The sequence below is a fragment of the Pigmentiphaga sp. NML030171 genome (assembly GCF_002188635.1).
Taxonomy (GTDB): Bacteria; Pseudomonadota; Gammaproteobacteria; order Burkholderiales; family Burkholderiaceae_B; genus Pigmentiphaga; species Pigmentiphaga daeguensis.
Window position 1 is genome coordinate 62,919 of sequence record NZ_NINX01000018.1, and the last position, 22,235, is coordinate 85,153.

General features: G+C 69.3%; 19 protein-coding genes and 1 pseudogene. 8 read left to right on the top strand and 12 right to left on the bottom strand.

Annotation, left to right across the window (positions count from 1 at the left end):
• Positions 1-35 precede the first annotated feature (35 nt).
• Entirely contained in the window at positions 36-3,566 is a 3,531-nt protein-coding gene (gene smc, locus CDO46_RS04730; protein WP_087837412.1) for a chromosome segregation protein SMC, read from the bottom strand.
• A 275-nt stretch (positions 3,567-3,841) separates the two neighbouring features.
• On the opposite strand from smc, the gene queF reads away from it, so the two are divergent.
• The gene (queF, locus tag CDO46_RS04735) at positions 3,842-4,261 is read left to right on the top strand and encodes a preQ(1) synthase (RefSeq protein WP_087837413.1); all 420 of its coding nucleotides are present in this window, start codon (positions 3,842-3,844) and stop codon (positions 4,259-4,261) included.
• 128 nt (positions 4,262-4,389) lie between these two features.
• The gene (gene lplT / locus CDO46_RS04740) at positions 4,390-5,709 is read left to right on the top strand and encodes a lysophospholipid transporter LplT (protein ID WP_087837414.1); all 1,320 of its coding nucleotides are present in this window, start codon (positions 4,390-4,392) and stop codon (positions 5,707-5,709) included.
• Positions 5,710-5,727: 18 nt separating this feature from the next.
• On the opposite strand, the gene CDO46_RS04745 is transcribed toward lplT, so the two are convergent.
• The 4 genes from CDO46_RS04745 to CDO46_RS04760 are packed head-to-tail and all read right to left on the bottom strand — an operon-like array spanning position 5,728 to position 8,370.
• Positions 5,728-6,591: a uracil-DNA glycosylase gene (locus tag CDO46_RS04745; protein WP_243724334.1), complete on the bottom strand. Its 864-nt coding sequence runs from the start codon at positions 6,589-6,591 to the stop codon at positions 5,728-5,730.
• Positions 6,581-7,114: a ribosomal protein S18-alanine N-acetyltransferase gene (gene rimI, locus CDO46_RS28785; RefSeq protein WP_243724333.1), complete on the bottom strand. Its 534-nt coding sequence runs from the start codon at positions 7,112-7,114 to the stop codon at positions 6,581-6,583. Before rimI ends, CDO46_RS04745 begins: the two co-directional genes overlap by 11 nt.
• On the bottom strand, positions 7,111-7,890 hold the full coding sequence (gene tsaB, locus CDO46_RS28790) for a tRNA (adenosine(37)-N6)-threonylcarbamoyltransferase complex dimerization subunit type 1 TsaB (RefSeq protein WP_087837415.1): 780 nt from the start codon (positions 7,888-7,890) through the stop codon (positions 7,111-7,113). The genes rimI and tsaB overlap by 4 nt, the downstream gene beginning before the upstream one ends.
• A 54-nt stretch (positions 7,891-7,944) precedes the next feature.
• A complete protein-coding gene (locus CDO46_RS04760; RefSeq protein ID WP_132978780.1) occupies positions 7,945-8,370 on the bottom strand; it encodes a hypothetical protein in 426 nt (141 codons plus the stop codon).
• Positions 8,371-8,491: 121 nt separating this feature from the next.
• Between CDO46_RS04760 and ompR the strand changes: the two genes are divergently transcribed.
• Genes ompR through CDO46_RS04780 form a run of 4 tightly spaced genes read left to right on the top strand, consistent with a single transcriptional unit; the run spans position 8,492 to position 11,646 of the window.
• Positions 8,492-9,220: a two-component system response regulator OmpR gene (ompR, locus tag CDO46_RS04765; RefSeq protein WP_087779290.1), complete on the top strand. Its 729-nt coding sequence runs from the start codon at positions 8,492-8,494 to the stop codon at positions 9,218-9,220.
• A 17-nt stretch (positions 9,221-9,237) separates the two neighbouring features.
• Entirely contained in the window at positions 9,238-10,599 is a 1,362-nt protein-coding gene (locus tag CDO46_RS04770; protein WP_087837417.1) for an ATP-binding protein, read from the top strand.
• Between the two features lie 49 nt (positions 10,600-10,648).
• Positions 10,649-11,206, top strand: a complete 558-nt coding sequence (locus CDO46_RS04775) for a redoxin domain-containing protein (protein WP_087837418.1) — start codon at positions 10,649-10,651, stop codon at positions 11,204-11,206.
• 2 nt (positions 11,207-11,208) lie between these two features.
• Positions 11,209-11,646, top strand: a complete 438-nt coding sequence (locus tag CDO46_RS04780) for a gamma-glutamylcyclotransferase (RefSeq protein ID WP_087837419.1) — start codon at positions 11,209-11,211, stop codon at positions 11,644-11,646.
• 15 nt (positions 11,647-11,661) lie between these two features.
• Here CDO46_RS04780 and CDO46_RS04785 read toward each other — a convergent pair whose 3' ends face one another.
• Entirely contained in the window at positions 11,662-13,896 is a 2,235-nt protein-coding gene (locus CDO46_RS04785; protein ID WP_087837420.1) for a bifunctional (p)ppGpp synthetase/guanosine-3',5'-bis(diphosphate) 3'-pyrophosphohydrolase, read from the bottom strand.
• Between the two features lie 83 nt (positions 13,897-13,979).
• On the opposite strand from CDO46_RS04785, the gene CDO46_RS04790 reads away from it, so the two are divergent.
• Complete coding sequence (locus CDO46_RS04790) at positions 13,980-14,834, top strand: zinc-dependent peptidase (protein WP_087837421.1); 855 nt, start codon at positions 13,980-13,982, stop codon at positions 14,832-14,834.
• A 29-nt stretch (positions 14,835-14,863) separates the two neighbouring features.
• Here the strand turns inward: CDO46_RS04790 and CDO46_RS04795 are convergent, their stop codons facing one another.
• The 6 genes from CDO46_RS04795 to CDO46_RS04820 all read right to left on the bottom strand — a co-directional run bounded on the left by CDO46_RS04795 (position 14,864) and on the right by CDO46_RS04820 (position 21,565).
• Positions 14,864-15,211 carry a RidA family protein gene (locus CDO46_RS04795; protein WP_087837422.1) on the bottom strand — a complete coding sequence of 116 codons (348 nt, stop codon included), beginning with the start codon at positions 15,209-15,211 and terminating at the stop codon, positions 14,864-14,866.
• Between the two features lie 60 nt (positions 15,212-15,271).
• The gene (locus CDO46_RS04800; protein WP_087837423.1) at positions 15,272-16,168 is read right to left on the bottom strand and encodes an alpha/beta fold hydrolase; all 897 of its coding nucleotides are present in this window, start codon (positions 16,166-16,168) and stop codon (positions 15,272-15,274) included.
• Positions 16,169-16,214: 46 nt separating this feature from the next.
• Positions 16,215-18,650 (bottom strand): DNA internalization-related competence protein ComEC/Rec2, encoded by a 2,436-nt coding sequence (locus CDO46_RS04805; RefSeq protein ID WP_243724331.1) that lies wholly within the window; start codon positions 18,648-18,650, stop codon positions 16,215-16,217.
• A 76-nt stretch (positions 18,651-18,726) separates the two neighbouring features.
• Positions 18,727-19,536 carry a TatD family hydrolase gene (locus CDO46_RS04810; RefSeq protein ID WP_087837425.1) on the bottom strand — a complete coding sequence of 270 codons (810 nt, stop codon included), beginning with the start codon at positions 19,534-19,536 and terminating at the stop codon, positions 18,727-18,729.
• A 72-nt stretch (positions 19,537-19,608) separates the two neighbouring features.
• Positions 19,609-20,304: an ABC transporter ATP-binding protein gene (locus tag CDO46_RS04815; RefSeq protein ID WP_087837426.1), complete on the bottom strand. Its 696-nt coding sequence runs from the start codon at positions 20,302-20,304 to the stop codon at positions 19,609-19,611.
• Positions 20,297-21,565, bottom strand: a complete 1,269-nt coding sequence (locus CDO46_RS04820) for a lipoprotein-releasing ABC transporter permease subunit (protein WP_165962978.1) — start codon at positions 21,563-21,565, stop codon at positions 20,297-20,299. Before CDO46_RS04820 ends, CDO46_RS04815 begins: the two co-directional genes overlap by 8 nt.
• Positions 21,566-21,674: 109 nt before the next feature.
• On the opposite strand from CDO46_RS04820, the pseudogene CDO46_RS04825 reads away from it, so the two are divergent.
• Positions 21,675-22,235 (top strand): annotated as a pseudogene (locus tag CDO46_RS04825) (hypothetical protein); the annotation flags it as partial.

The following is a 22,235-nucleotide window of genomic DNA, read 5'->3' on the forward strand; positions in this document are numbered from 1 at the left end:
GTGGAAAGAGTGCCGGTTCGCGGACTGCCGGCTCATCAGGCGGCCTCGACGGCGAGTTGCATGGCCGAGTCGATGTCGACGGCCACGATGCGGGAGACGCCCTGCTCCTGCATGGTCACGCCGACCAGCTGGTGTGCCATTTCCATCGCGATCTTGTTGTGCGAGATGAACAGGAACTGCGTCTGCTCGCTCATCCGGCGCACCAGGTTCGCGTAGCGCTCGGTGTTGGCATCGTCCAGCGGCGCGTCGACCTCGTCCAGCAGGCAGAACGGCGCCGGATTGAGCTTGAACATGGCGAACACCAGCGCGGTGGCCGTCAGTGCCTTCTCGCCGCCCGACAGCAGATGGATGGTGCTGTTGCGCTTGCCCGGAGGCTGGGCCATGACCTGCACGCCGGCATCCAGGATTTCCTCGCCGGTCATGACGAGCTTCGCTTCGCCACCCCCGAACAGCGACGGGAAGAGTTCGCCGAAGTTGCGGTTGACGGTGTCGAAGGTCTCCTGCAGCAACTGGCGAGTCTCGCGGTCGATCTTGCGGATGGCGTCCTCGAGCGTATCGATGGCGGCCTGCAGGTCGGACTGCTGGGCATCCAGGTAGGTCTTGCGCTCGCGCGAGGCGTTGAGTTCGTCCAGCGCGGCCAGGTTGACCGCGCCCAGCGCGGCAACCTCGCGGGCCAGGCGCTGCACTTCGGCCTGCAGCCAGTTGGGACGCTGCCACTCCTTGGGCAGCGCGTCGAGTTGCTCGCCCAGCGCCGCCAGGTCCAGCTCCTGGCCGGCCAGTTGCTCGGCATATTGTTCCTGGGCCAGGCGGGCCGCCTGTTCCTTCAGCTGCAGCTCGGTGATGCGGCTGCGCAGCGGCTCGAGCGAACGCTCGATGCCCAGGCGCTGCTCGTCGGCGGCGCGCAGTTGCGCGGCCAGGGTATCCATTTCGATGCGGGCGCGGTTCAGCACCTGCTCGCGCTCGCTGCGCAGCTCGAGCGCCGACTGCAGGCCGGCCTGGGCCGCGGCGTCGTCCAGGACCCGCAATTCCTGCTGGACCCGTTCGGCCTCGGCGGCGGCGCGCTGGCTCTGCTCGCCCGCCAGTTGCAGGCTGCGGCGCAGCTCGTCGATGCGCGCGCGCAGGCCCCGCTCGGCGAAGCTGGCTTCCTGGGCCGACCGCTCGAGTTCACGCAGGCGATCGCGCGCCCGCTGGACGTCCGCTTCACGCTGCTCCTGGGCCATCTGCGCGTCTTCGAACGCGGACTGCTTGTCGCCCAGCTGGCCATCCAGGATCTCGAAGCGGCCCTCGGCCTCTTCCTTGCGGATGCGGGCCTCTTCTTCCTGCGCCTCGAGTTCGGCATGCTCTTCGCGGATGCGCGCGGCGCGCTCCTCGGACTGCGCGGCCTGCTGCGACAGCTTGGAATGCTCGAGCTGGATGGCGTGCAGGCGCTGGGTAACCTCGGCCAGGCGCTGGCGCGAGGCGGGCAAGGCCTGCGCCACCTGCTGGTAGCCGGCCTCGGCGCGCGCCACGGCGGACCGTGCCTCGTCGGCGATGAGCTGCTGGGCCTTGAGCTGGCGTTGCAGGTTCTCGATTTCCTGCTGGCGCGCCAGCATGCCGGCCTGTTCGGAATCGGGGGCGTAGAAACGGACGCTGTTGTGCCCGATCAGGTGCCCTTCCTTGACCACGAACTGGCCGCCTTCGGGCAACTGGGCGCGCGCGGCCAGCGCCTGGGTGGCGTCGGTGGCCGTATAGACATCGCGCAGCCAGTCGGCCATGAGCGAACGCAGGCCCGGATCGGTGATGCGCAGCAGCGACACCAGCGGCGTCAGCGCGGCCGGCGCGGGAGCCGGCGCCGTGGCCGGCGGCATCTGGTAGAAGGCCAGCCGCGCGGGCGGCGCGTCGCCGAAGAAGGCCTTGGCCCATTCGAGATTGCTGACTTCCAGCGCGGCCAGCCGCTCGCGCAGCACGGCCTCCAGCGCCGTTTCCCAGCCTGGCTCGATATGCAGCTTCTGCCACAGCCGGCCGAGCTGCGTCAGTTCGTGTTTCTCCAGCCAGGGATGCAGCGCGCCCTGCTTCTGCACATCCTGCTGCAGGCGGGTCAGGGCCGAGAGCCGGGCTTCGATCTGCGAAACGGAGGCGGCCTCCTTCTGCACCAGTTCCTGGGCCTGCCGGCGGCCGGCGTCGACCTGCGGCAACTGGGCCTCGAGCGTGGACAGCTCCTGCTGGGCATGCTGGACACGCTGCTCGGTGTCGGCCAGGTCGCCCGTCAACTGCTCGAGCCGGGCCGGGTCGGGGCGCTGCAGGTTCCGTTCTTCCTGTTCCAGGCGCTCGCGGCGCTGCGCCAGGGCCTGCAACTGGCGGTCGGCCTCGCGCTGCTCCTGGGCGGTCAAGGCCAGGTTCTGTTCGACCTGGGACAGCGCGGCGCGCAGCTCGGACAGGCCGGATGCGGCATCGCGCACCTTGGCCTCGATGTCCGGCAACTGGGCCTGCGCTTCTTCGGCCACGACGCGCGCTTCCTCGGCGCGGGCCTCGCCCACGGCCAGGTCTTCCTCGGCCTGCGCCAACTGGTCGCTGCCGGTCTCGTGCTGCTCGTTCCACTGGGCGATCTGCTGCTGCAGTTGCGCCAGCTGGGCCTGCATCCGGTTGCGCGCCTCGACCACGTACTTGATCTCGGCCTCGAGCCGGCTGACCTCGGCATTGGCCTCGTACAGGCCGCCCTGCGCGGCATGGACGGCATCGCTGGCGGCATAGTGCGCCTGGCGCGTGCCTTCCAGGTCGGACTCGAGCTTGCGCAGGCCCGCCATGGCGGCCTCGAGGTCGGTCTGGGCCTGTTCGATGGCCAGCGCGTGCTTCATGCGGTCGGCGTCGGCCTCGCGTTTCTTCAGCAGCCACAGGAAGCGCTGCTTCTGCTCGCTTTCCGCCTGGAACCCCTGGTAGCGCTGGGCGACCTCGGCCTGTGCCTCGAGCTTCTCGAGCTGGGTGGCCAGCTCGCGCAGGATGTCCTCCACGCGCGTCATGTTCTCGCGCGTGTCGGCCAGGCGGTTTTCGGTCTCGCGGCGGCGCTCCTTGTAGCGCGACACGCCCGCCGCCTCTTCCAGGAATACGCGCAGTTCATCGGGCCGGGCCTCGATGATGCGCGAGATCATGCCTTGCCCGATGATGGCGTAGCCCCGCGCGCCCAGGCCGGTACCCAGGAAGATGTCGTGGATGTCGCGGCGGCGGACCTGCTGGTTGTTGACGAAATAGCTGCTGGTGCCGTCGCGGGTCAGCACGCGCTTGACGGCGATTTCGCCGTACTGGCTCCATTGCCCGGACGCCCTGCCCTCGGAGTTGTCGAACACCAGTTCGACCGACGAGCGCGCCGCCGGCTTGCGGTTGACCGATCCGTTGAAGATCACGTCCTGCATGGACTCGCCGCGCAGCTCGGAAGCCTTGGATTCGCCCAGGACCCAGCGCACGGCGTCGATGATGTTGGACTTTCCGCAGCCATTGGGTCCGACCACGCCGACCAGCTGGCTCGGCACCTGGATGGAAGTGGGGTCGACGAACGACTTGAAACCTGCGAGTTTGATCTGGGTAAGTCGCACCGGAAACGAAGCTTCGCTTAAAAAAGGCTGGAAAAGGAACCGACCTGCACCCAAGCCGGTCCGATATGGCGGAACACTCCCCACCCCCGACCCAGGGCACCGGGATCCGGCTCCGCCGGTCCTCCGGTGCCGCCCCCTTCAGGGGTCGCGCGAAGCGCGGAGGGAGGGGGGCCAACACAGCTTCGTATAATACCAAAGGGTCATCGGCAAGGTTACGCCAGGAGCCGCCGCCCAGTCTGTTTTTTCATTTTCGTTACGTATAGATCGCAAGAGACATGCCCTCTCAACCCAGCAAGAGCCTAGACACCTTCGCCAACCCCAGCCCGGGGCGCGACTTCCAGATCCACATCGAGGTGCCGGAATTCACCTGCCTGTGCCCGATGACCGGACAGCCGGACTTCGCCCTGCTGGTCATCGACTACATCCCCGACCAGTTGTGCGTCGAGCTCAAGAGCCTCAAGCTCTACGCCTGGAGCTTCCGCAACGAAGGCAAGTTCCACGAAGCGGTCACCAACGAGATCCTGGACGATCTCGTACGCGCGCTGTCCCCCCGCTTCATGCGGATCACCGCCAAGTGGTACGTGCGCGGCGGCATCTTCACCAACGTCGTCGCCGAGCACCGCCAGCCCGGCTGGACGCCGCAGCCCGCCGTGCAACTGCAGGAATTCGCGCCCGGCAGCAATATCCGCGGGTAACTACCACCGGATCGGCCGGGACGCGGCCTCGGAACCTGCGCTACGATGCGCGGCACGCATTCCTGCCGTAGTGCCCCGAGTGCGGCACTTTCCGATCCACTCAAAGGCACACGAGTCCACGCCTACCGATGAAACGCGGCTTTTACCTGATCATGGCGGCGCAGTTCTTTTCCTCGCTGGCCGACAATGCGCTTTTCATCGCCGCGATCGCGTTGATCCAGCAGTTGGACGGTCCGGACTGGATGACGCCCATGATCAAGTGGTCGTTCGCCCTGGCCTATGTCCTGCTGGCCGCCTTCGTGGGTGCCTTCGCCGACTCCTTTCCCAAGGGCCGCGTGATGTTCGCCACCAACGCGGTGAAGATCATCGGCTGCCTGACCATGTTCGCCCACGCCAGCTTCGGGCTGGCCGACCACCACCAGGTCTATACGGTGTGCGCGGCCTATGCGCTGGTGGGCATCGGCGCGGCGGCCTATTCGCCTGCCAAGTACGGCATCATCACCGAACTGCTGCCGCCCGAGCAGCTCGTCAAGGGCAACAGCTGGATCGAAGGACTGACGGTGGTGTCCATCATCCTGGGCGTGGTCCTGGGCGGCGCGCTCATCAGCCCCAAGGTGTCGACCTGGCTGCTGTCCCTGGATCTCAGCCCGGGCTTCGGCCCCGACATCCAGACGCCGGCCGAGGCCGCGATCATGGTCATCGCGCTGGTCTACCTGGTAGCCGCCTTCTTCAACCTGCTCATCCCGTCCACGGGCGTGTGCTACCCGCGCCAGCAGCGCAACCCCATCAGGCTGATGAGGACGTTCGGCTGTTTCGTGGCCACGCTGTGGCGCGACAAGCTGGGCCAGATCTCGCTGGCGGTGACCACCCTGTTCTGGGGGGCCGGCGCGACGCTGCAACTGATCGTGATCGAATGGGGGCGCGTACAGCTCGGACTGCCGCTGAACAAGGCCTCCATCCTGATGGGCGTGGCCTCCGTCGGCACCATCCTGGGCGCCACGCTGGCCGGCAAGGTGCCCCTGCATCACGCGCTGGCCGTGCTTCCGATGGGCGTGGTGATGGGGCTGGTCGTGATGCTGATGCCGCTGGCCTACGAACCCTGGTTCGTCTATGCGCTGCTGATCGCCATCGGCGGCCTGGGGGGGTTTTTCGTCGTACCCATGAACGCCCTGCTCCAGCACCGGGGCCACGTGCTGCTGTCGGCCGGCCACTCGATCGCCGTCCAGAACTTCAACGAGCAGCTCAACATCCTGCTGATGGTGGCGGTCTATTCGCTGATGCTGGGCATGCAGATTCCCATCAACACCATCATCATCATCTTCGGCACGCTGGTCGCCTGCCTCATGCTGCTGATCATGGGCTGGAACCGGCACAACCACCGCACCCACCCGGATCTCGACCTGGTGATAGGCAGCCGCGCGCACGGCACGGCGCTGCGCGGGGAATGACCCCGCGCGGGGCCGCGCTCAGTTGCGGGCCCGCCCCACCGACAGGGCCAGCTGCAGGTCCTGCCAGGCCTTGACCTTCTCGGCCGGGCTGCGCAGCAGATAGGCCGGGTGGTAGCTCACCACGACCGGCACCGGCCTCCCCGCCACCGACAGGCTGTGCACCTTGCCCCGCAGGCTGCCTATGCGCGCATCGGTCTCGAGCAGGGTCTGCGCCGCGAACCGCCCCAGCACCAGGATCATTTCCGGATTGATGAGGGAGATCTGCCGCATCAGGTACGGGCTGCACCGCGCCACCTCCTCGGGCAGCGGGTCCCGGTTGCCGGGCGGACGGCACTTGATGACGTTGGCGATGAAGACGTCCTGCTGGCGCGAGCGCGCGATGGAAGCCAGCATGCTGTCCAGCAGCTTGCCCGACCGCCCGACGAAGGGCGCGCCCTGCTTGTCTTCCTGCTCGCCTGGCGCCTCGCCCACCAGCAGCCAGCGCGCCTTGGGCGATCCGGTGCCGAACACGGTCTGGGTACGCCCCTTGCACAAGCCACAGGCCATGCAGTCGCGCACCTCGTCCTGCAAGGCGGCCCAGGCCTGCCCGGGGTCGGCGGGCGTGGCGGCCGGCACCGGAATCTCCTGCGCCGGGATTTCCTGCACGAAGGCCACGGATTCGACCCTCTCGGACCCGGCGGCCACGGGTGCCGGCACCGGGCCCGGGGACGGCGCCACGGGCTCTTCCTGCGCCGCCGGCGATGCATCGGGTTCGGGTGCCGCGGGTGGGGCCGCGGACGCCACCGCGCCGGGCAGGTTCCACAGCCGCTCCACACCCAGTTCGCGCAGCCAGGCGCGCCGGACCGCGCTCATGCCCTCGGCGCCGTTGCGTTCAGTTGCCATGGAGGCCTCCGGGAATCGGATGGACTGCCAGCATCTTGCGCATGACGATCGCGTCTTCCCGCCCGCGCACCGACGGATAGTAGCCACGGCGCAGGCCGATGCGCTCGTAGCCCGAGCGTTCGTACAGGCCCTTGGCCACCAGATTCGAGGGACGCACCTCCAGCAGCAGGCTCTGCGCCTGGCGCGCGGCGGCGCACTGCTCGACCCAGGCCAGCAACCTGCGGCCCAGCCCCAGGCCCTGCGCCTGGGGCGCCACGCTGATGTTCAGCAAGTGCGCCTCGTCCAGCGCCACCATCACGATGCAGTATCCCAGCAGCCGCTCGCCGTCGCTCACCACCCAGGCGTCATAGCCAGAGCGCAGCGAATCGGCGAAATTGCCGCGCGTCCAGGGAAACGAATAGATCTGGCGCTCGACCGCGTCCACCTGGTCGAGATCCCGTTCGGTCATGGGACGGCAGGCCTGCCCCCATGTCGCCAGGATGCGCGCCGCGTCGATCGGCGCCCGGCCCTGCACCGCAGTCATGATTGCGCTCCCGATGTGGCGACGCGCGGGTTGCCCCCCGCGCCGGCTTCCCGTTCCGCGGTGGTAAACGCCACCTTGTCCCTGACGTACAACGGCGCGGCGAGTTCCGCCGCGACGGCTTCGCCACGCAGGTAGGCGTCGTGAGCCAGGCGGGCGACCGCGGCCGCCGTGGGCCGCGCAATGTCCGACCGCTCGTCCGCGCCGAAACCCGCGAATACCTCCGGATAGGCGGCCGCCGCATCACCGCACAGCAAGGGCCTCTGCGGCACCGGATCGCCCAGGTCTTCCAGGCGCCGGCGCACCCAGGACTCCAGCCCCTCGCCCGCCATCAGTTGCGGTTCGATCACGCAGGCAAGCCGGCCGGACGGCTCGCGGCGATAGGCGGCCAGGTAGATTTCCTGCATGCGCGCGTCCATGGCGACCACCAGCGTCCGGGATCCGGGATCCCGGACCTGCTGCGCCACGGCCGCATGCGAGACCACCGGTACCACCGGACGATCGAGGGCAAACCCCAGCCCCTGCGCCACGCCGCAGGCGACCCGCAGTCCGGTGAAGCCTCCGGGCCCCTGCCCGAAGGCGATGGCGTCGAGTTGCGTCCGGGCGATGCCGGCCTCGTCCAGCACTTCCTGCACCATGGGCAGCAGCCGGGCCGAATGCTCCTGCACGCCCTGGTGCTCGCGCGCGAACAGGTCGGCGGCGCCCGTGTCCGTGGCGCGCAACAAGGCAACGCCGCACCAGGCGGAGGAAGTTTCTAGAGAAAGGATATGCAGCGACATGGGCTGCGATTGTAAGACCAGACGGGAGGAAATACCGGGATGACCTCCCGGTTTTCAGTGCTTGTGCTTGCGATAGGGCTCGTACACTTCCTCGCTGGCGCGGCGGATTTCCTGCCGCAGCAGGACGCGTTCCTCGGAAGAGAGTTTGCGCGGCCCCACCCGCCGCTCGTCCGGACTGACCGGCCCGGCCCAGGGGTCCATGGCGGCGCGGATCACGCCGGACTGCCCGGGTTGCGGCACGGCCGCCGTGTTGGCCTGCGCATCGGCCTGTGAAACCGCGCTTTCGACCTGGACAGCCAGCCCGCCGGCGACGGGAGGCGCGGGGCGAGCGGCCTCGGCGCGGGAAAGCGGTGCACGAGGATCCCTGACCTGGCCGATCGCCGCGCCACCGGCCAATACCGTTATCATCACGAACAGCCCACCCAGCATGATCGCTGCGCTGGAGCCTGCCGTACGAGTGGAGTCGAATACTTTGTTCACGTTTCAATCATACGATGTACCCATGACAGCGTCATAGATGCCTGCGTGACCAAACGGGCATTTATGTAACAACCAATGTCCCTCGCTGGATTGATACAAACTCCTCCGTTACATTCGCGCCATGTCACTAGCCAACGCCCCCAAGAAAATCCTCGTCGTCGACGACGACGTGCGGCTGCGCGATCTGCTGCGCCGCTACCTCGCCGAGCAAGGTTTCTCCGTCTGGGTCGCGGAAAACGCCCAGACCATGAACAAGCTCTGGCAGCGCGAGCGTTTCGACCTGCTCGTGCTCGACCTGATGCTGCCGGGCGAGGATGGCCTGTCGATCTGTCGCCGCCTGCGCGGCGCCCGCGACAGCACCCCCATCATCATGCTGACGGCCAAGGCCGAGGACGTCGACCGCATCGTCGGGCTGGAGATGGGCGCGGACGACTACCTGCCCAAGCCCTTCAACCCCCGGGAACTGCTGGCCCGCGTCAACGCGGTGCTGCGCCGCCGGGGCCCCGAAGAGCATCCGGGCGCGCCCAGCCAGGACAATGAATCGGTTACGTTCGGCCCCTATGTGCTGAACCTGGCGACCCGCACCCTCACGCGCGACAACGAGCCGGTGGCGCTGACCACGGGCGAATTCTCCGTGCTCAAGGTCTTCGCCCGCCATCCCAAGATCCCGCTGTCGCGGGACAAGCTGATGGAACTGGCGCGCGGCCGGGAATACGAAGCCTTCGATCGCAGCCTGGACGTGCAGATCTCCCGACTGCGCAAGCTGATCGAACCCGATCCGGCCAAACCTGTATTCATCCAGACGGTATGGGGCCTCGGCTACGTATTCGTACCCGATGGGGGCAGTTGATCCGCTCGTAGGCATTCATGTCGGTCGCCCTGCGCGTCGCGTCCAGGCTGGGTCTGTTCAGCCGGACCTTCCTTTTGCTCACCGTCCTGATGACGGCAAGCCTGGCAGCGTGGCTCCAGGCCTTCCGCAGCATGGAGGTCGAGCCGCGCGCGCAGCAGGTGGCCCAGCAGATCGTCACCGTCGTCAACATCACGCGCGCCGCGCTGATCCACTCCGCGCCGCAGGAGCGCCGCTACCTGCTGCTCGATCTGGCCACCAACGAAGGCATCCAGATCTACCCGCACGAAAAGGATGACATCACCGTCCGCCTGCCCGACCGCCAGGTCCTGCAGCGGGTCGAAGAACAGGTGATCGATCGCCTGGGGCCCGAAACCGTCGTGGCCTGGGAAGTCAACCGCATCCCCGGCCTTTGGGTCAGTTTTTCCATAGACGATGACGACTACTGGATGGTGGTCGAACGCGACCGGGCCGAACGCGTGCCCGGGGTCGAGTGGCTGGGCTGGGGCGCGGCCGCCCTGCTGCTGTCGCTGCTGGGCGCGGCGGTCATCGTCGGCTTCGTCAACCGGCCCCTGTCGCGCCTGTCGCGCGCCACGTTGGCCCTGTCGCGCGGCGAAACCCCGCCGCCGCTGCCGGAGAGCGGTCCCGAGGAAATCCGGCGGGTCAACACCAACTTCAACCGCATGGTCGAGGAACTGGACCGCGCCGAGGCGGATCGCGCGCTGATGCTGGCGGGCATCTCGCACGACCTGCGCACCCCGCTGGCCCGGCTGCGGCTGGAAATCGAGCTGAGCGGGGTCTCCGAAGCCAGCCGCGACGCCGTGGACGAGGATCTTGCCCAGATCGACCGCACCATCGGGCAGTTCATGGAATACGCCCGCCCGGCCAGCGCCCCCGACCGCAACACCAACATTTCCGAGCTCGTCTCCGAGATGGTCGAGCGCGAATGCAGCCATACCGAGACGCTGGGCGGCTCGCTGCAGGTCACGATCACGCCCAACCTGTGGGCTCGCATCGCCGCCGCCGACCTGCAGCGGGTCGTGGGCAACCTGCTCGAGAACGCGCGGCGCTACGGCCACAAGCCGGGCGAAGCGCCCCACATCGACCTGACCGTCAGCAGCCAGGGCGCCAACGTCCTGATCGACGTGTCCGACCACGGCCCCGGCGTCAAGGCCGAGGACGTGCCCCGGCTCACGCGCCCGTTCACCCGGGGCTCCGATGCACGCACCAACGCCGGCGGCGCCGGACTGGGCCTGGCCATCGTCAAGCGGCTGCTGCAACGCGCAGGTGGTACCCTAAACCTCCTGAACCGGGATGGCGGGGGCCTGACCGCCCGCATCACCCTGCCGGCCTCCTCGCAGAAATCGGCCGACGCCAAGTAGGCGGCATCGGCCATCGGCGCGCGGAGCCGGCGCTGTCCGAGGAGCGTGCATGAAAACCATCGGAGCCAAGCTCGAACCTTTCAAGGTGCATGGCGTCAAGCCAGGCTTCAACCAAGCCGAGGAAAACGGCGCCTCGGCCTTCGAGACCCTGAGCGAAACCTCGTTTCCAGGCAAGTGGAAGGTCATCTATTTCACTCCCAAGGATTTCTCCGACATCTGCGCCACCGAGATCGAGGGCTACGCGGCACTGGCCGAGCCCCTGGCACAACGCGGCGCCGTGCTGATGGGCGGATCCGTCGACAATGAGTACGCCAAGCTGGCGTGGCGCCGCGCGGTGCCCGCGCTGGCGAACCTGAACCACTACCAATTCGCCGACAGCGCGGGCGCGCTGGTGGATCAACTGGGCATCCGGGACCGCAACGAGGGCGTGGCGCTGCGCGCCACCTTCATCGTCGATCCGGACAACACCATCCAGCACGTGTCGGTGAACAACCTCAAGGTCGGCCGCTGCCCGGAAGAAACGCTGCGGGTGCTCGACGCCCTGCTGACCGGCCAGTTCTGCCCCGCGAACCGCCCCGTCGGCGACCCGCCCTCGAAAAAATCCTGAACATGCCGCACGTATTCGTCTACGGCACGCTGCGTCGCGGCGAGATCAACGACATCGAGCGCCTGGCGCGCCGATTGATGCTGTCCCCGCCCCTGCTGCTGGGCGAGGCGCGCGTGCGCGGCCGCCTGGTCGATTTCGGCGACTGGCCGGGACTGGTCGAGGACGGCGATGCGCGGATACTGGGCGAGGTCTACGTGGTGGACGACCCGCTGCTGGCGGCCATGGACGCGGTCGAGGAATACGATCCGGACGGCGGTTCGCTGTTCGTGCGCCGCCCGGTGGATCTTCAGGTGGCGGGACAGGCGCTGTGCTGCCACTACTATCCGATCGAACCGCGCCTGATGGGGGGCGCCGTCCCCATCGACCATGACGACTGGGTCGCGTACCGCCTGGCGCGCGACACGGGGCGCGCGGACAGGATCCGGCAGGCCGCGGGCTGAGCCCCGTCCGCAAGGTCAGCGCCGGTCGGCTTCCAGGACGCCGGGTACTTCGCGTATGCCCGCCAGCGCCCGCACCAGGTGCTCGCCGTTGCCGACCTCGGCGGTGAAGACCATGCGGGCGATTCCCTGCCGGCTTTGCGTGTTGACGCCGATGACGTTGATGCGCTGGCGTGCGAAGACTTCCGAGATATCGCGCAGGAGTCCGTGGCGGTCGTTCGCCAGCACGACGATGTCAACCGGATACACCGCGTCGCGCGTATCGCCCCAGGTCACGTCGATGACGCGCTCGGGCTCGCGCGCGGCCAGCGAGCGGAAGCTCTTGCAATCGCAGCGGTGGATGGAGACTCCCCTGCCGCGCGTCACGAAGCCCGAGATGAGGTCGGGCGGCGCCGGCCTGCAGCACTTGGCCAGCTGCGTCAGCAGCGCATCCACGCCCACCACCAGCACGCCGCTCTTGCCCGCATGGACCGCGCTTTCCGGCCGGCTGTCGCGCGTGAGTGCGGACAGGTCGGGGCCGGCGTCGGGCGGCGGCGCCTCGAAGGCAGCCGCGACGTGCCGCAGGCTGAATTCGTCCTTGGCCAGCGCGACGTACAGGTCCTCGGTGCACGCGAAGCCCAGTTGCTGGGCCAGCGATTCGAGGTTGGTCGCGGTCTTGCCCAGGCGCTGCAATTCCTTTTCCAGCATGCCCTGGCCCTGGGCAATGCGCTCCTGGATGTCGATGGCGTTGAACCAGGCGCGCACCTTGGCACGCGAACGCTGGCTGGCCAGATAGTTCAGTTGGGGATTGAGCCAGTCGCGCGACGGGCCGCCGGACTTGGTCGCGATGATCTCCACCGTCTGGCCGGTGGCCAGGCGGGTGTTGAGCGGCACCATGACCCCGTCCACCCGCGCGCCGCGACAGCGATGACCGAGATCGGTATGGACCTGGTAGGCGAAGTCCACCGGCGTCGCGCCCGGCGGCAGCTCTATCACCCGCGCCTGCGGCGTCAACACGTAGATGTTGTCGACCAGCGTGTCGAGAGCGGCCTGGCCTATCTGGTCGTCGACCTGGACATCGGCCTTCCAGGCCAGCAATTGACGTATCCAGCTGAGCTTGCGATCGTATTCCGAATCGGCGCTGACCTGCCCGCCCTTGGCGCCCGCTTCCTTGTAGCGCCAATGCGCCGCCATCCCGAATTCGGCGAACTGGTGCATCTCGCGCGTGCGGATCTGCACCTCGAAAGGCCGTCCGTCATGGTCGTAGACCACCGTGTGCAGCGACCGGTAGCCATTGGGCTTGGGCCGCGAGATGTAGTCGTCGAACTCGTCGGGAACGGGCGTCCACAGGTGGTGCACCAGCCCCAGCACCGTGTAGCAGGTACGGATGTCCTCGACGATGATGCGCAGCGCGCGCAGGTCGTACAAACCGGCGAAATCCAGGCGCCGGTTGCGCATCTTGTTCCAGATGCTGTAGATGTGCTTGGGCCGGCCGGTGACGTCGGCCTCGATGCCCGCGCTTGCCAATGCCTGGCGCACCCGGGCGATGGCGTCGGCGATGAAGGCTTCGCGTTCGGCGCGCTTTTCCTCGAGCAGGTGGGCGATTTCCTTGTAGCGGACCGGCTCCAGGAACCGGAAGGCCAGGTCCTCCATTTCCCACTTGACCTGCCAGATGCCCAGGCGGTTGGCCAGGGGCGCGTAGAGTTCCAGCGTCTCGCGCGACAGCGCCTCGGGCAGCGGCACCTTGTGCTGGGCGTGCCAGCGCAGGGTTTGCAGGCGCGACGCCAGCCGCATCAGGACGATGCGCAGGTCGGCCGCCATGGCCAGCAGCATCTTGCGCAGCATCTCGGCCTGCGCGCCGCTGCCGGCCGACGCATCGCTGGCGTCGCGGGTGACCTGGCCCAGGCGGATCAGGGCGCGATAGCCATGCACCAGCTTGCCGATCTCGGGACCGAACTGCAGCGTGACCGGATCCTTGTGCGGATTGGCGCTGACGTCGCGGTCGCCCACGGCGATCGCCAGCAGCGCCGCCATGCGGGTATGGCCATCCACCTGGAGTCCCGCCAGGATCGCGACCACGCCCGCCGCGTGCTCGGCCCAGCCCTCGCCCTCGGGCACGGCCGGCTCGCGCGCATAGCGGGGAAACGACCATTCGAGCGCCTTGCGCAAGTCCAGTCGCGCCGCCTCCGACAGGCCGGCATTGGCCGCCTGTTGCCAGTCGGGGCCGAAGGTCGCCGACAGGTTCGCGGAAGTCTCGGGAGCGGATGAGTTCATGGTCTTACACTTGGGGCGATGCCGGCCCTTCCTGGCCGCCGGCACGGTACTCTAGTCGCTTATCCACCAGGGAAGTTCATTGTATGTTGGGATGGCTGTTTGCCCGCGGCGCATCGAAGCACCGCGTGGCGCAGATGCAGGCTCGCATCAATCCGGAATTATGGACCCAAACGCTGGCCTCGCATGCATTCCTCGCGCGCCTGACCGAGGACGAACGCGACACGCTGCGGGAGCGGGCCGCGTGGTTCCTGGCCAGCAAGACCATGACCGGCGCGGCCGGCCAGGTCCTGACCGACGAGATCCGCCTGTCCATCGCGGTACAGGCCTGCCTGCCCATCCTGTACCTGGATCCGGGCCTGTACGAGGGATGGTCCGAGGTCATCGTCTATCCGGGCGGATTCCTGATCCCCCGCTCCGACGTGGACGAGGACGGCGTGGTGCACGAATATGTCGAGGAAGCCGCCGGCGAAGCCTGGGACGGCGGTCCCATCGTGCTGTCCTGGGAGGATGCCAGTCCCGGCCTCGAACGGCCGGCGGGCTTCAACGTGGTCATCCACGAATTCGCCCACAAGCTCGACCTGCAATACGGCCAGGCCGACGGCATGCCCAGCCTGCACGCGCATGCCGGGATACGGCCCAGGCTGTGGCGCAGCGTGCTGGAGCGCAGCTACGACGCGCTGCTGGCCCGGCTGGAGGAAATCGAGGCGGCCATCCCGGCCGACGTGGATCCGGAATCCGAGGAAGCGGACCACTGGTATGCGCAGCTGCCGCTGGATCCGTACGCGGCCACGGACGAGGCCGAGTTCTTCGCCGTCAGTTCCGAGGCCTTCTTCGTGCATCCCGAGCCGCTGTGGCGCGCGATGCCCGAATGGTATGCGCTGCTGTCGCAGTACTACCGGCAGGACCCGCTGGGCGCCGGGCCCGCGCTGCCCCGCTGAGCGGACGGCGGGCGGCCGGCGGACCGGGATCAGACCGCGGCAGTGACGACGATCTCGACCTTGTATTCAGGCGCGGCCAGCTTGGCCTCGACCGTGGCGCGGGCGGGCGTGTGGCCGGCAGGCACCCAGGCGTCCCAGACCGAGTTCATCGCGGCGAAGTCGGCGATGTCGGCCAGGAAGATCTGTGCGCGCAGGATGCGGGTCTTGTCGGTGCCGGCGGCGGCCAGCAGCTTGTCGATGGCGGCCAGCACCTGGCGGGTCTGGTCCGCCGGATCCTTCGAGGGATCCTCGGCCACCTGGCCGGCCAGGTAGGCCACGCCGCCGTGCACGACCATTTCGGACATGCGCTTGCCGACACTGAAACGCTCGATGCTCATGATGTTTTCCTCTTTGTGGAGCAGATTCGGAGCCGCAAGCATAGCAGGCGGCGATGGCCGCTAGTCGCGCAGGAAACCGTCCACCAGGTCCAGTTGGGCGGACGTCATGAAGGTGGGCGCATGCCCGACGCCGGCGACGTCGACGCGCCGCGCATGGGGATTGCGGGCCAGCATCGCCGCCACGGTATCCTGGGTGAGCAGGTCGGAATGTTCGCCGCGCACGATCAGGATGGGACATTCTATGTTGGTGTAGACGTGCCACAGCGCCGCCTCGGCCGCGATGGCCGTGGCGGGATCCATGGCCGCGAAGGCCTCGGCGATGGCGGGATCGTAGTGCATGGTCCAGGGCCCGGCCGGACCGTCGACCTGCCGCACCACGTGCCGGGTCAGTTCGTCCCACTGTTCCTGGGTATGCGGACCGAACGAGGCCGATACCGTGCTCACGTAGGCCCGCGCCTCCTCGAAGCTGCCAAAGGCCGGCGCCTTGCCCACGTACTGCGCGATGCGCGCCAGCGCGGCGGGATCCAGGTGCGGCCCCACGTCGTTCAGCACCAGCTTGTCGATGGGGGACGCCTCCAGGCCCGCCAGCGCCATGCCGATCAGGCCGCCCAGCGAGGTTCCGAACCAGTGCAGGGTCTCGGCCTGCACGCGGGCCAGCAACGGCATCATGTCCGCCACGTATTGCGGTACGGTGTAATAGGCCGGGTTGGACAGCCAGTCCGAGCGGCCACGGCCCACCACGTCCGGGCAGACCACGCGATAGCGGCCGGCCATGCGCCGCGCCAGCGCGTCGAAATCGCGACCCGAGCGGGTCAGGCCGTGCGCGCAGACCAGCACGTGGTCGTTGGACGGATCGCCCCATTCCCAGTACGCCATGCGATGCAGGCCCGCCGGGCTCAGGCAGGTCACGAACTCCAGGCGGGGCTGGAGGGAATCGGGCGAGGCATCGTGGTTCATGAAGGCATTCCTTGCTGGGCCGGACCCGGGATTGTAGCCACCGCCGTCACGGTGCGGTATGCCAATAGCGCCGTCGGGATTCCCGCTCGCGCGCGACCCGCAGCCCCTCCTGCCGCGAGACGAACACGAGCGCGCCGTGCCTGTCGGTGCGATGGAACACGGCGCCGGCGCGCCGCCACCGCCGTTCCGCGTCGGGATGCGGATGGCGATAGCGGTTCAGGTAGCCCGCCTGGGCCACGACGTGCGAGGCCCGCGTGGCCGCGACCAGCGCCGGGCTGGACGATCCGCGCGAACCGTGGTGGGGCGCGGCCACCACATCGGCGGCAAGGTCCTCGACGGCCGCGAGGCCAGCTTCCTCGGCCGCGCCGATGTCCCCCGCCAGCAAAGCCGCGTGGTGGGTACCGCGTACCCGCAATACGCAACTGTGCGCGTTGCGTGCGCGAGCCGGCACCTCGCCCCTGGGCGAGGCCGGGTGCAGGAACTCGAACGCCACGCCATCCACCGTCCACCGCTGCCCGGCGGCGCAGCGCGAGAAAACCGCCTGCCCGATGTCCGCGGACGCAAGATCGTAGGACGCATGCACCCGCGCCGCGGGCAAGGCCGCCAGCACCGAACGCAGCCCGCCCGCATGGTCCGCATCCGCGTGCGATACCACCACGTCGTCCAGCCGCCGTATGCCCCGCGCCCGCAGATAGGGCCAGACCACCCTGCCACCGGCATCGGCCTTGTCACCATAGGGCGGACCGGTGTCGTACAGCAACGTCGCGCTGGCCGTCTCCACCACGATCGCGGTGCCCTGCCCCACGTCCAGCATCGCCAGGCGCCATTCGCCCGGCGCGGGACGCGCGGGCCGATAGGCCAGCATGGGCACCAGCAGCACGAGCCCCAGCCAGCGGCCGGGCAGGCCGCGCGGCTGCAAGGTCCATACCACCCCGGCCAGCGCCAGCACGAACAGCGGCCAGGGCGGCGCGGCCAGCGAGACGGCCGCCAGTTCGGTATCGGCCAGCCACTGCAACGGCACCATCAGGCCCTCGAACACCGCATGAGCGACGGCGGCCGTGGCGGCGCCCCACTCCTCCAGCCCCGGCACGACAGACAACGCCAGCGCCGCCAGCGCGAGCGGCGTGACCAGCAGGCTGACCACCGGGATGGCCACGGCATTGGCCAGCGGCGATACCAGCGACACCTGCTGGAACAGCAGCGCCAGGGCGGGCAGCAGGCCCACGGTCAGCGCAGCCTGCGCGCGGGCGCCTTCCCGTACCGAAGCGGCCACCCGCGCCGGCCATGCGCTGGCCGGCGCGGGCCCGTCGCGCTGCCGCCAGCGCCCCCCGCCACACAGGATCAGCAGCGCCACCGCGCCGAACGACAGCCAGAACCCGGCCGCCAGCGTCGCCCAAGGATCCAGCGCGCAGACCAGGGCCGCCGCCAGCGCCAGCACCCGCGAGCCGGACACCGGGACTCGCCAGGCCGCCGCGCCCGCCACCACGGCCAGCATGAAAAAGGTCCGGCGGGCCGGCACGCCCCATCCCGCCAGCAGACAGTACAGCCATGCCACCACCAGGGCCGCGCCGGCCGCCGCCACCTGGGCGGGATGCCGCTCGGGCAGCCGGATGCCGTCCCAGCGGCAGCGCTTCCACGCCTGCAGCACCGCCCACCCCGCCAGGGCGGCCAGCATCGTTACGTGCAGGCCGCTGATGGAGACCAGATGGGTGATGCCGGTGCGGTTGAAGATGTCCCAGTCACGCCGGTCCACGCCGGCCTGGTCGCCCATCGCCAGGGCGGCCAGCACGGCGCCGTAACGCTTGCCCTCCAGCGCCCGGCGCAAGGCCTCGCGGCACACGTGGCGGGCACGTTGCACCGCTACATCGAAACTGGCGTAGGCATCGTCCGCCAGCCAGCTCGGCTGGCCGCGCACCGACCCCGTCGCGCGGATACCGTGTTCGAACAGATAGGCCTCGTAGTCGAAACCATGCGGATTCAGCGTGCCGTGGGGCCGCCTGAGCAGCACGGTCCCGCGCCAGCGTTCGCCGGGCACGACCTCCGCGGCCCGGCCCCACCACGATAGTTGCACCTGGCCGGGCACGCCGGCCGGCGGATCCAGCACCGTCGCCTCGAAACGCTGCCCGGCCGCGGTCGCCGTGGACAGGCTGGTGACGAGGTACTCCAACTCCAGCGGCACGTTCTCTTGCGCCGGCGACAAGCCGTCCTGCAGGCGCAGGTCGATGCGCGCCAGCGCCAGCGCGGACCCCGCGGCAAAAGCGGCGACCGCGAGCAGGACAGCCGCGCGGCGATGCCGCCGGCATCCTGGCCGCGCCCGCCCCCACGCCGCGCACGCTGCCGGCACGGCCACGCCCGCCAGCGCCGAGGCCCAGGCCGGCGGCACCGCCGGCAGTCCATGCACCCAGGCCGTGCCCAGCACGAACGCCACCAACGCGAAACGCAGCATGCCCTTCCTCCGGCCCAAGGCCAGCATGGTAGGCATGCCGGGGCCGCCACGCAGCCCCTGCCGGGATGAATCTGTCCATGATGAATCTGTCCGGGCCGCACCCGGCCGGCGCTCAGGCCGCCAGCGCGCCGCTCAGGCGCGGCAGCACGCGACGCACATTGGTCGACGTGGCCGCGGCGATCTCGGCCACCGGCAGGCCGCGCAGTTCGCCCAGCACCGCCGCGATGCGCGGCAGCTCTCCGGGCTCGTTGCGACGGTCGTCGCGCGGCAGCCAGGCGGGCGGTATGTCGGGCGCGTCGGTTTCCAGCACCAGCGCGGCCAGGTCCATCCCGGCCGCCAGCCGGCGGATGTTGCGCGAACGCTCATAGGTCATTTCCCCGCCCAGGCCCAGCGCGAAGCCGCGCGCGACGAACAGGTCGGCTTGCTGCCGGCTGCCGTTGAAGGCATGGGCGATGCCTCCCGGCACGTCCACGCGCCGCAGGTACTTCAGCAGCACGTCCTGCGAGCGGCGCACGTGCAGCAGCACGGGCAGGCCGAACTCGGCGGCCAGCGCGAGCTGCGCGTGGTAGAAGCGCTCCTGGCGCGCGCGCTGTTCGCCCTGGGCGATGTCCTGCACGAAGAAGTCCAGGCCGATCTCGCCCACGGCGACGAAGCGCGGATCGCCCATGGCCTGCGCCACCGCGTCGCGCAGGCGGTCCAGGTCCTCGTCGGCGGCGTGGCGCACGTACATGGGATGGATTCCCAGCGCATACGCGCCGCCCGGAATCGCATGGGCCAGGTCGCGCACGGTGGAAAAATTGTCGCGCGCCACGGCCGGAATGACGATGCCGGCCACGCCGGCGGCGCGGGCCCGCATGGCAACGTCCGGACGGTCGCGGCCGAACTCGGCCGCGTCGAGATGACAATGGGTGTCGATCAGCATCGGACCACTTTACCGCCTTCGCCGTGCCAGGGCCTGTTCACCCTAAAACCTAAAAGGAACCTCGCACAGGCCCTAGCCGGCGGCTTCCTCTGCCAGCAGGCCGTCGGCCATCTTCAACTGCCGGTCGGCCAGCGCCGCCAGTTCGGCATCGTGCGTCACGATGACGAAGGCCATGTCCAGTTCCTGGTTCAGCCGCTTGAGCAGGCCGAATACCTCGCGCGCCGTGTGGCGGTCGAGGTTGCCGGTGGGTTCGTCGGCCAGCACGCACAGCGGCCGCGTCACCAGCGCGCGGGCCAGCGCCACGCGCTGGCGCTCGCCGCCCGACAACTGGCCGGGATGATGGCTGGCCCGCTGGCCCAGCCCCACCTGCTCGAGCATCGCCGCGGCGGCCCGCCGGGCCTGCGCGCGTTCCATGCGGCGCACGATCAGCGGCATCGCGACGTTGTCCAGCGCCGAGAACTCGGCCAGCAGATGATGAAACTGGTAGACGAAGCCCAGGCTGCGGTTGCGCGCCAGGCTGCGCTGCTTTTCATTGAAGCTGGCCGCCGCCTGGCCGTCCAGCAGGACCTCGCCGGCGCTGGGCTGGTCCAGCAGCCCCAGCACGTGCAGCAGCGTGCTCTTGCCCGAGCCCGAGGCCCCCACCAGGGCCACCATCTCGCCCTGGCGCACCCGCAGGTCCACGCCGCGCAGCACGGTGACGCGTTCGCCGCCCTCGGCATAGACCTTGGATATGCCCCGCCCTTCCAGCACCACGCGGCGATCAGTCATGGCGCAGCACCTCCGCCGGTTGCAGGCGCGAGGCGCGCCAGCTGGGATACAGGGTGGCCAGGAACGACAGCACCAGCGACGTCACGCCTATGGTGACGATGTCGGACAGGCGCGGGTCGGACGGCAGCTCGGTGATCAGGTAGATGTCGCGCGGCAGGAACTGGATGCCCAGCGCATGTTCGATGGCGGGCACGATGACGTCGATGTTGTAGGCGATCAGCGTGCCGCCCGCCACGCCCAGCAGCGTACCGATGACGCCGATCAGCGCCCCCTGCACCACGAAGATGCGGGCGATCTCGGCCGGGGTGGCGCCCAGCGTGCGCAGGATGGCGATGTCCGCCTGCTTGTCGTTGACCGCCATGACCAGCGAGGACAGCAGGTTGAAGGCCGCCACGGCGATGATCAGCGCCAGGATCAGGAACATCATGCGTTTTTCGGTCTGCACCGCGGCGAACCAGGTGCGGTTGTTGCGCGACCAGTCCGCGGCGGCGATGTTCGGCGGCAGCAGTTGCGCCAGGTCGCGGGCCACCTGCGGCGCCTTCTGCATGTCGGCGATGCGCAGCCGCACCCCGCCTATGCCGCTGTCGCGGAACAGCCGCGCCGCGTCGTCCACGTTCACGAACGCCAGGCTGGAGTCGTATTCGTAGTGGCCGGCCTCGAACACGCCCACCACGGTGAACTGCCGCATGCGGGGCGTGAAACCGGCGGGCGTGACCGAGCCCTGCGGGGCCAGCATCAGGATCGGATCGCCCAGCCCCACGCCCAGGCCCTGCGCCAGCGCGCGCCCCAGCACCACGCCGTAGCTGCCGGGCTTCAAGTCGTCCAGCGAACCGGCCACCATGTTCTTGGCCACGTCGGACACGTCGCGCTCGGCCTCGGGGTCGATGCCGCGCACCTGCACGCCGCGCAGCACCTGGTCGCGGGCGATCATGGCCTGGGCCGCCACGTAGGGCGCCCCCGCCTGCACTTCGGGATTCTTCCTGGCCAGCGCCGTCAGTTCGCGCCAGTTGGCCAGCGCCGCGCCGCGCTCGCCCCCCACCGGATAGAGTTCGATGTGCGGCAGCACCGACAGCATGCGGTCGCGCACCTCCTTCTGGAAGCCGTTCATGACGGACAGCACGATGATCAGCGCCGCCACGCCCAGGCCTATGCCCGCCATGGAACTGGCGGCAATGAAGGAAATGAAGCGATCGCGTCGCCGCCCGCGGCCGGCGCGCGTATAGCGCCAGCCTATCCAGAATTCGTAGGGTATCTTGAGCACGCGCGTATTATGGCAGAAGGCGGCGGCCGGCACCGCCTCCGCCCCACCCCCTACAATACCGGCCATTCGGCCCGCCGCCCGCGGGCCCTCGTACCCGGATCCTGCCGCCGTGCCCGCCTTGCCGTCCGCCCTGACCCTGCTGCTTCCCGGCCTGCTGACCGACGCCGCCATCGCGCCCGAACTGGCGCGCCAGCTCGCGGACCAGCCCGCCGTGCGCACGCTGGTCTCGTGGCTGGGCGCGGCGCGGCCCGTCCAGCAGGGCTTCGACCCCTTCGAGGCGGGCTGCACCTCGCGCGAGTACTGGTGGCTGCATCGCGCGGGCCACCGGCCCGCGGACGGCAGGATCGGCGCGGGGCTCGCGCCCTTGCTGGTGGACGATGCCCGAGACGGCCGGCCCGTCTGGCTGGCGGACCTGGCCCACGTGCAGGTCGGCCGCGACGGCCTGGTCCTGACCGACTCCACCGAACTGGGCACGACGCAGGCCGAGAGCGACGCGCTGCTGGCCGCGGCGCAGCCCGCGCTGGAGGCGCATGGCGCGGCGGCCCGCGCCGTCGATCCGCGCCGCTGGCGCCTGGACCTGCCCCAGGGCGCGGCCCGGCACACCGGCACGCCGGATGCCGTGACGGGCGCCGCGCTGGATGCCTGGTGGCCGCGCACGCCCGAGGCCCGG

Excerpts from the sequence above, each read along its gene's own strand:
- CDO46_RS04775 (WP_087837418.1), top strand. The coding sequence starts at position 10,649 with ATGAAAACCATCGGAGCCAAGCTCGAACCTTTCAAGGTGCATGGCGTC.
- ompR (WP_087779290.1), top strand. The coding sequence starts at position 8,492 with ATGTCACTAGCCAACGCCCCCAAGAAAATCCTCGTCGTCGACGACGAC.
- CDO46_RS04745 (WP_243724334.1), bottom strand. The coding sequence starts at position 6,591 with ATGGCAACTGAACGCAACGGCGCCGAGGGCATGAGCGCGGTCCGGCGC.
- CDO46_RS04780 (WP_087837419.1), top strand. The coding sequence starts at position 11,209 with ATGCCGCACGTATTCGTCTACGGCACGCTGCGTCGCGGCGAGATCAAC.
- CDO46_RS04805 (WP_243724331.1), bottom strand. The coding sequence starts at position 18,650 with ATGCCTACCATGCTGGCCTTGGGCCGGAGGAAGGGCATGCTGCGTTTC.
- CDO46_RS04770 (WP_087837417.1), top strand. The coding sequence starts at position 9,238 with ATGTCGGTCGCCCTGCGCGTCGCGTCCAGGCTGGGTCTGTTCAGCCGG.
- tsaB (WP_087837415.1), bottom strand. The coding sequence starts at position 7,890 with ATGTCGCTGCATATCCTTTCTCTAGAAACTTCCTCCGCCTGGTGCGGC.
- CDO46_RS04815 (WP_087837426.1), bottom strand. The coding sequence starts at position 20,304 with ATGACTGATCGCCGCGTGGTGCTGGAAGGGCGGGGCATATCCAAGGTC.
- CDO46_RS04795 (WP_087837422.1), bottom strand. The coding sequence starts at position 15,211 with ATGAGCATCGAGCGTTTCAGTGTCGGCAAGCGCATGTCCGAAATGGTC.
- lplT (WP_087837414.1), top strand. The coding sequence starts at position 4,390 with ATGAAACGCGGCTTTTACCTGATCATGGCGGCGCAGTTCTTTTCCTCG.
- CDO46_RS04800 (WP_087837423.1), bottom strand. The coding sequence starts at position 16,168 with ATGAACCACGATGCCTCGCCCGATTCCCTCCAGCCCCGCCTGGAGTTC.
- rimI (WP_243724333.1), bottom strand. The coding sequence starts at position 7,114 with ATGACTGCGGTGCAGGGCCGGGCGCCGATCGACGCGGCGCGCATCCTG.
- queF (WP_087837413.1), top strand. The coding sequence starts at position 3,842 with ATGCCCTCTCAACCCAGCAAGAGCCTAGACACCTTCGCCAACCCCAGC.
- CDO46_RS04810 (WP_087837425.1), bottom strand. The coding sequence starts at position 19,536 with ATGCTGATCGACACCCATTGTCATCTCGACGCGGCCGAGTTCGGCCGC.
- CDO46_RS04785 (WP_087837420.1), bottom strand. The coding sequence starts at position 13,896 with ATGAACTCATCCGCTCCCGAGACTTCCGCGAACCTGTCGGCGACCTTC.
- CDO46_RS04790 (WP_087837421.1), top strand. The coding sequence starts at position 13,980 with ATGTTGGGATGGCTGTTTGCCCGCGGCGCATCGAAGCACCGCGTGGCG.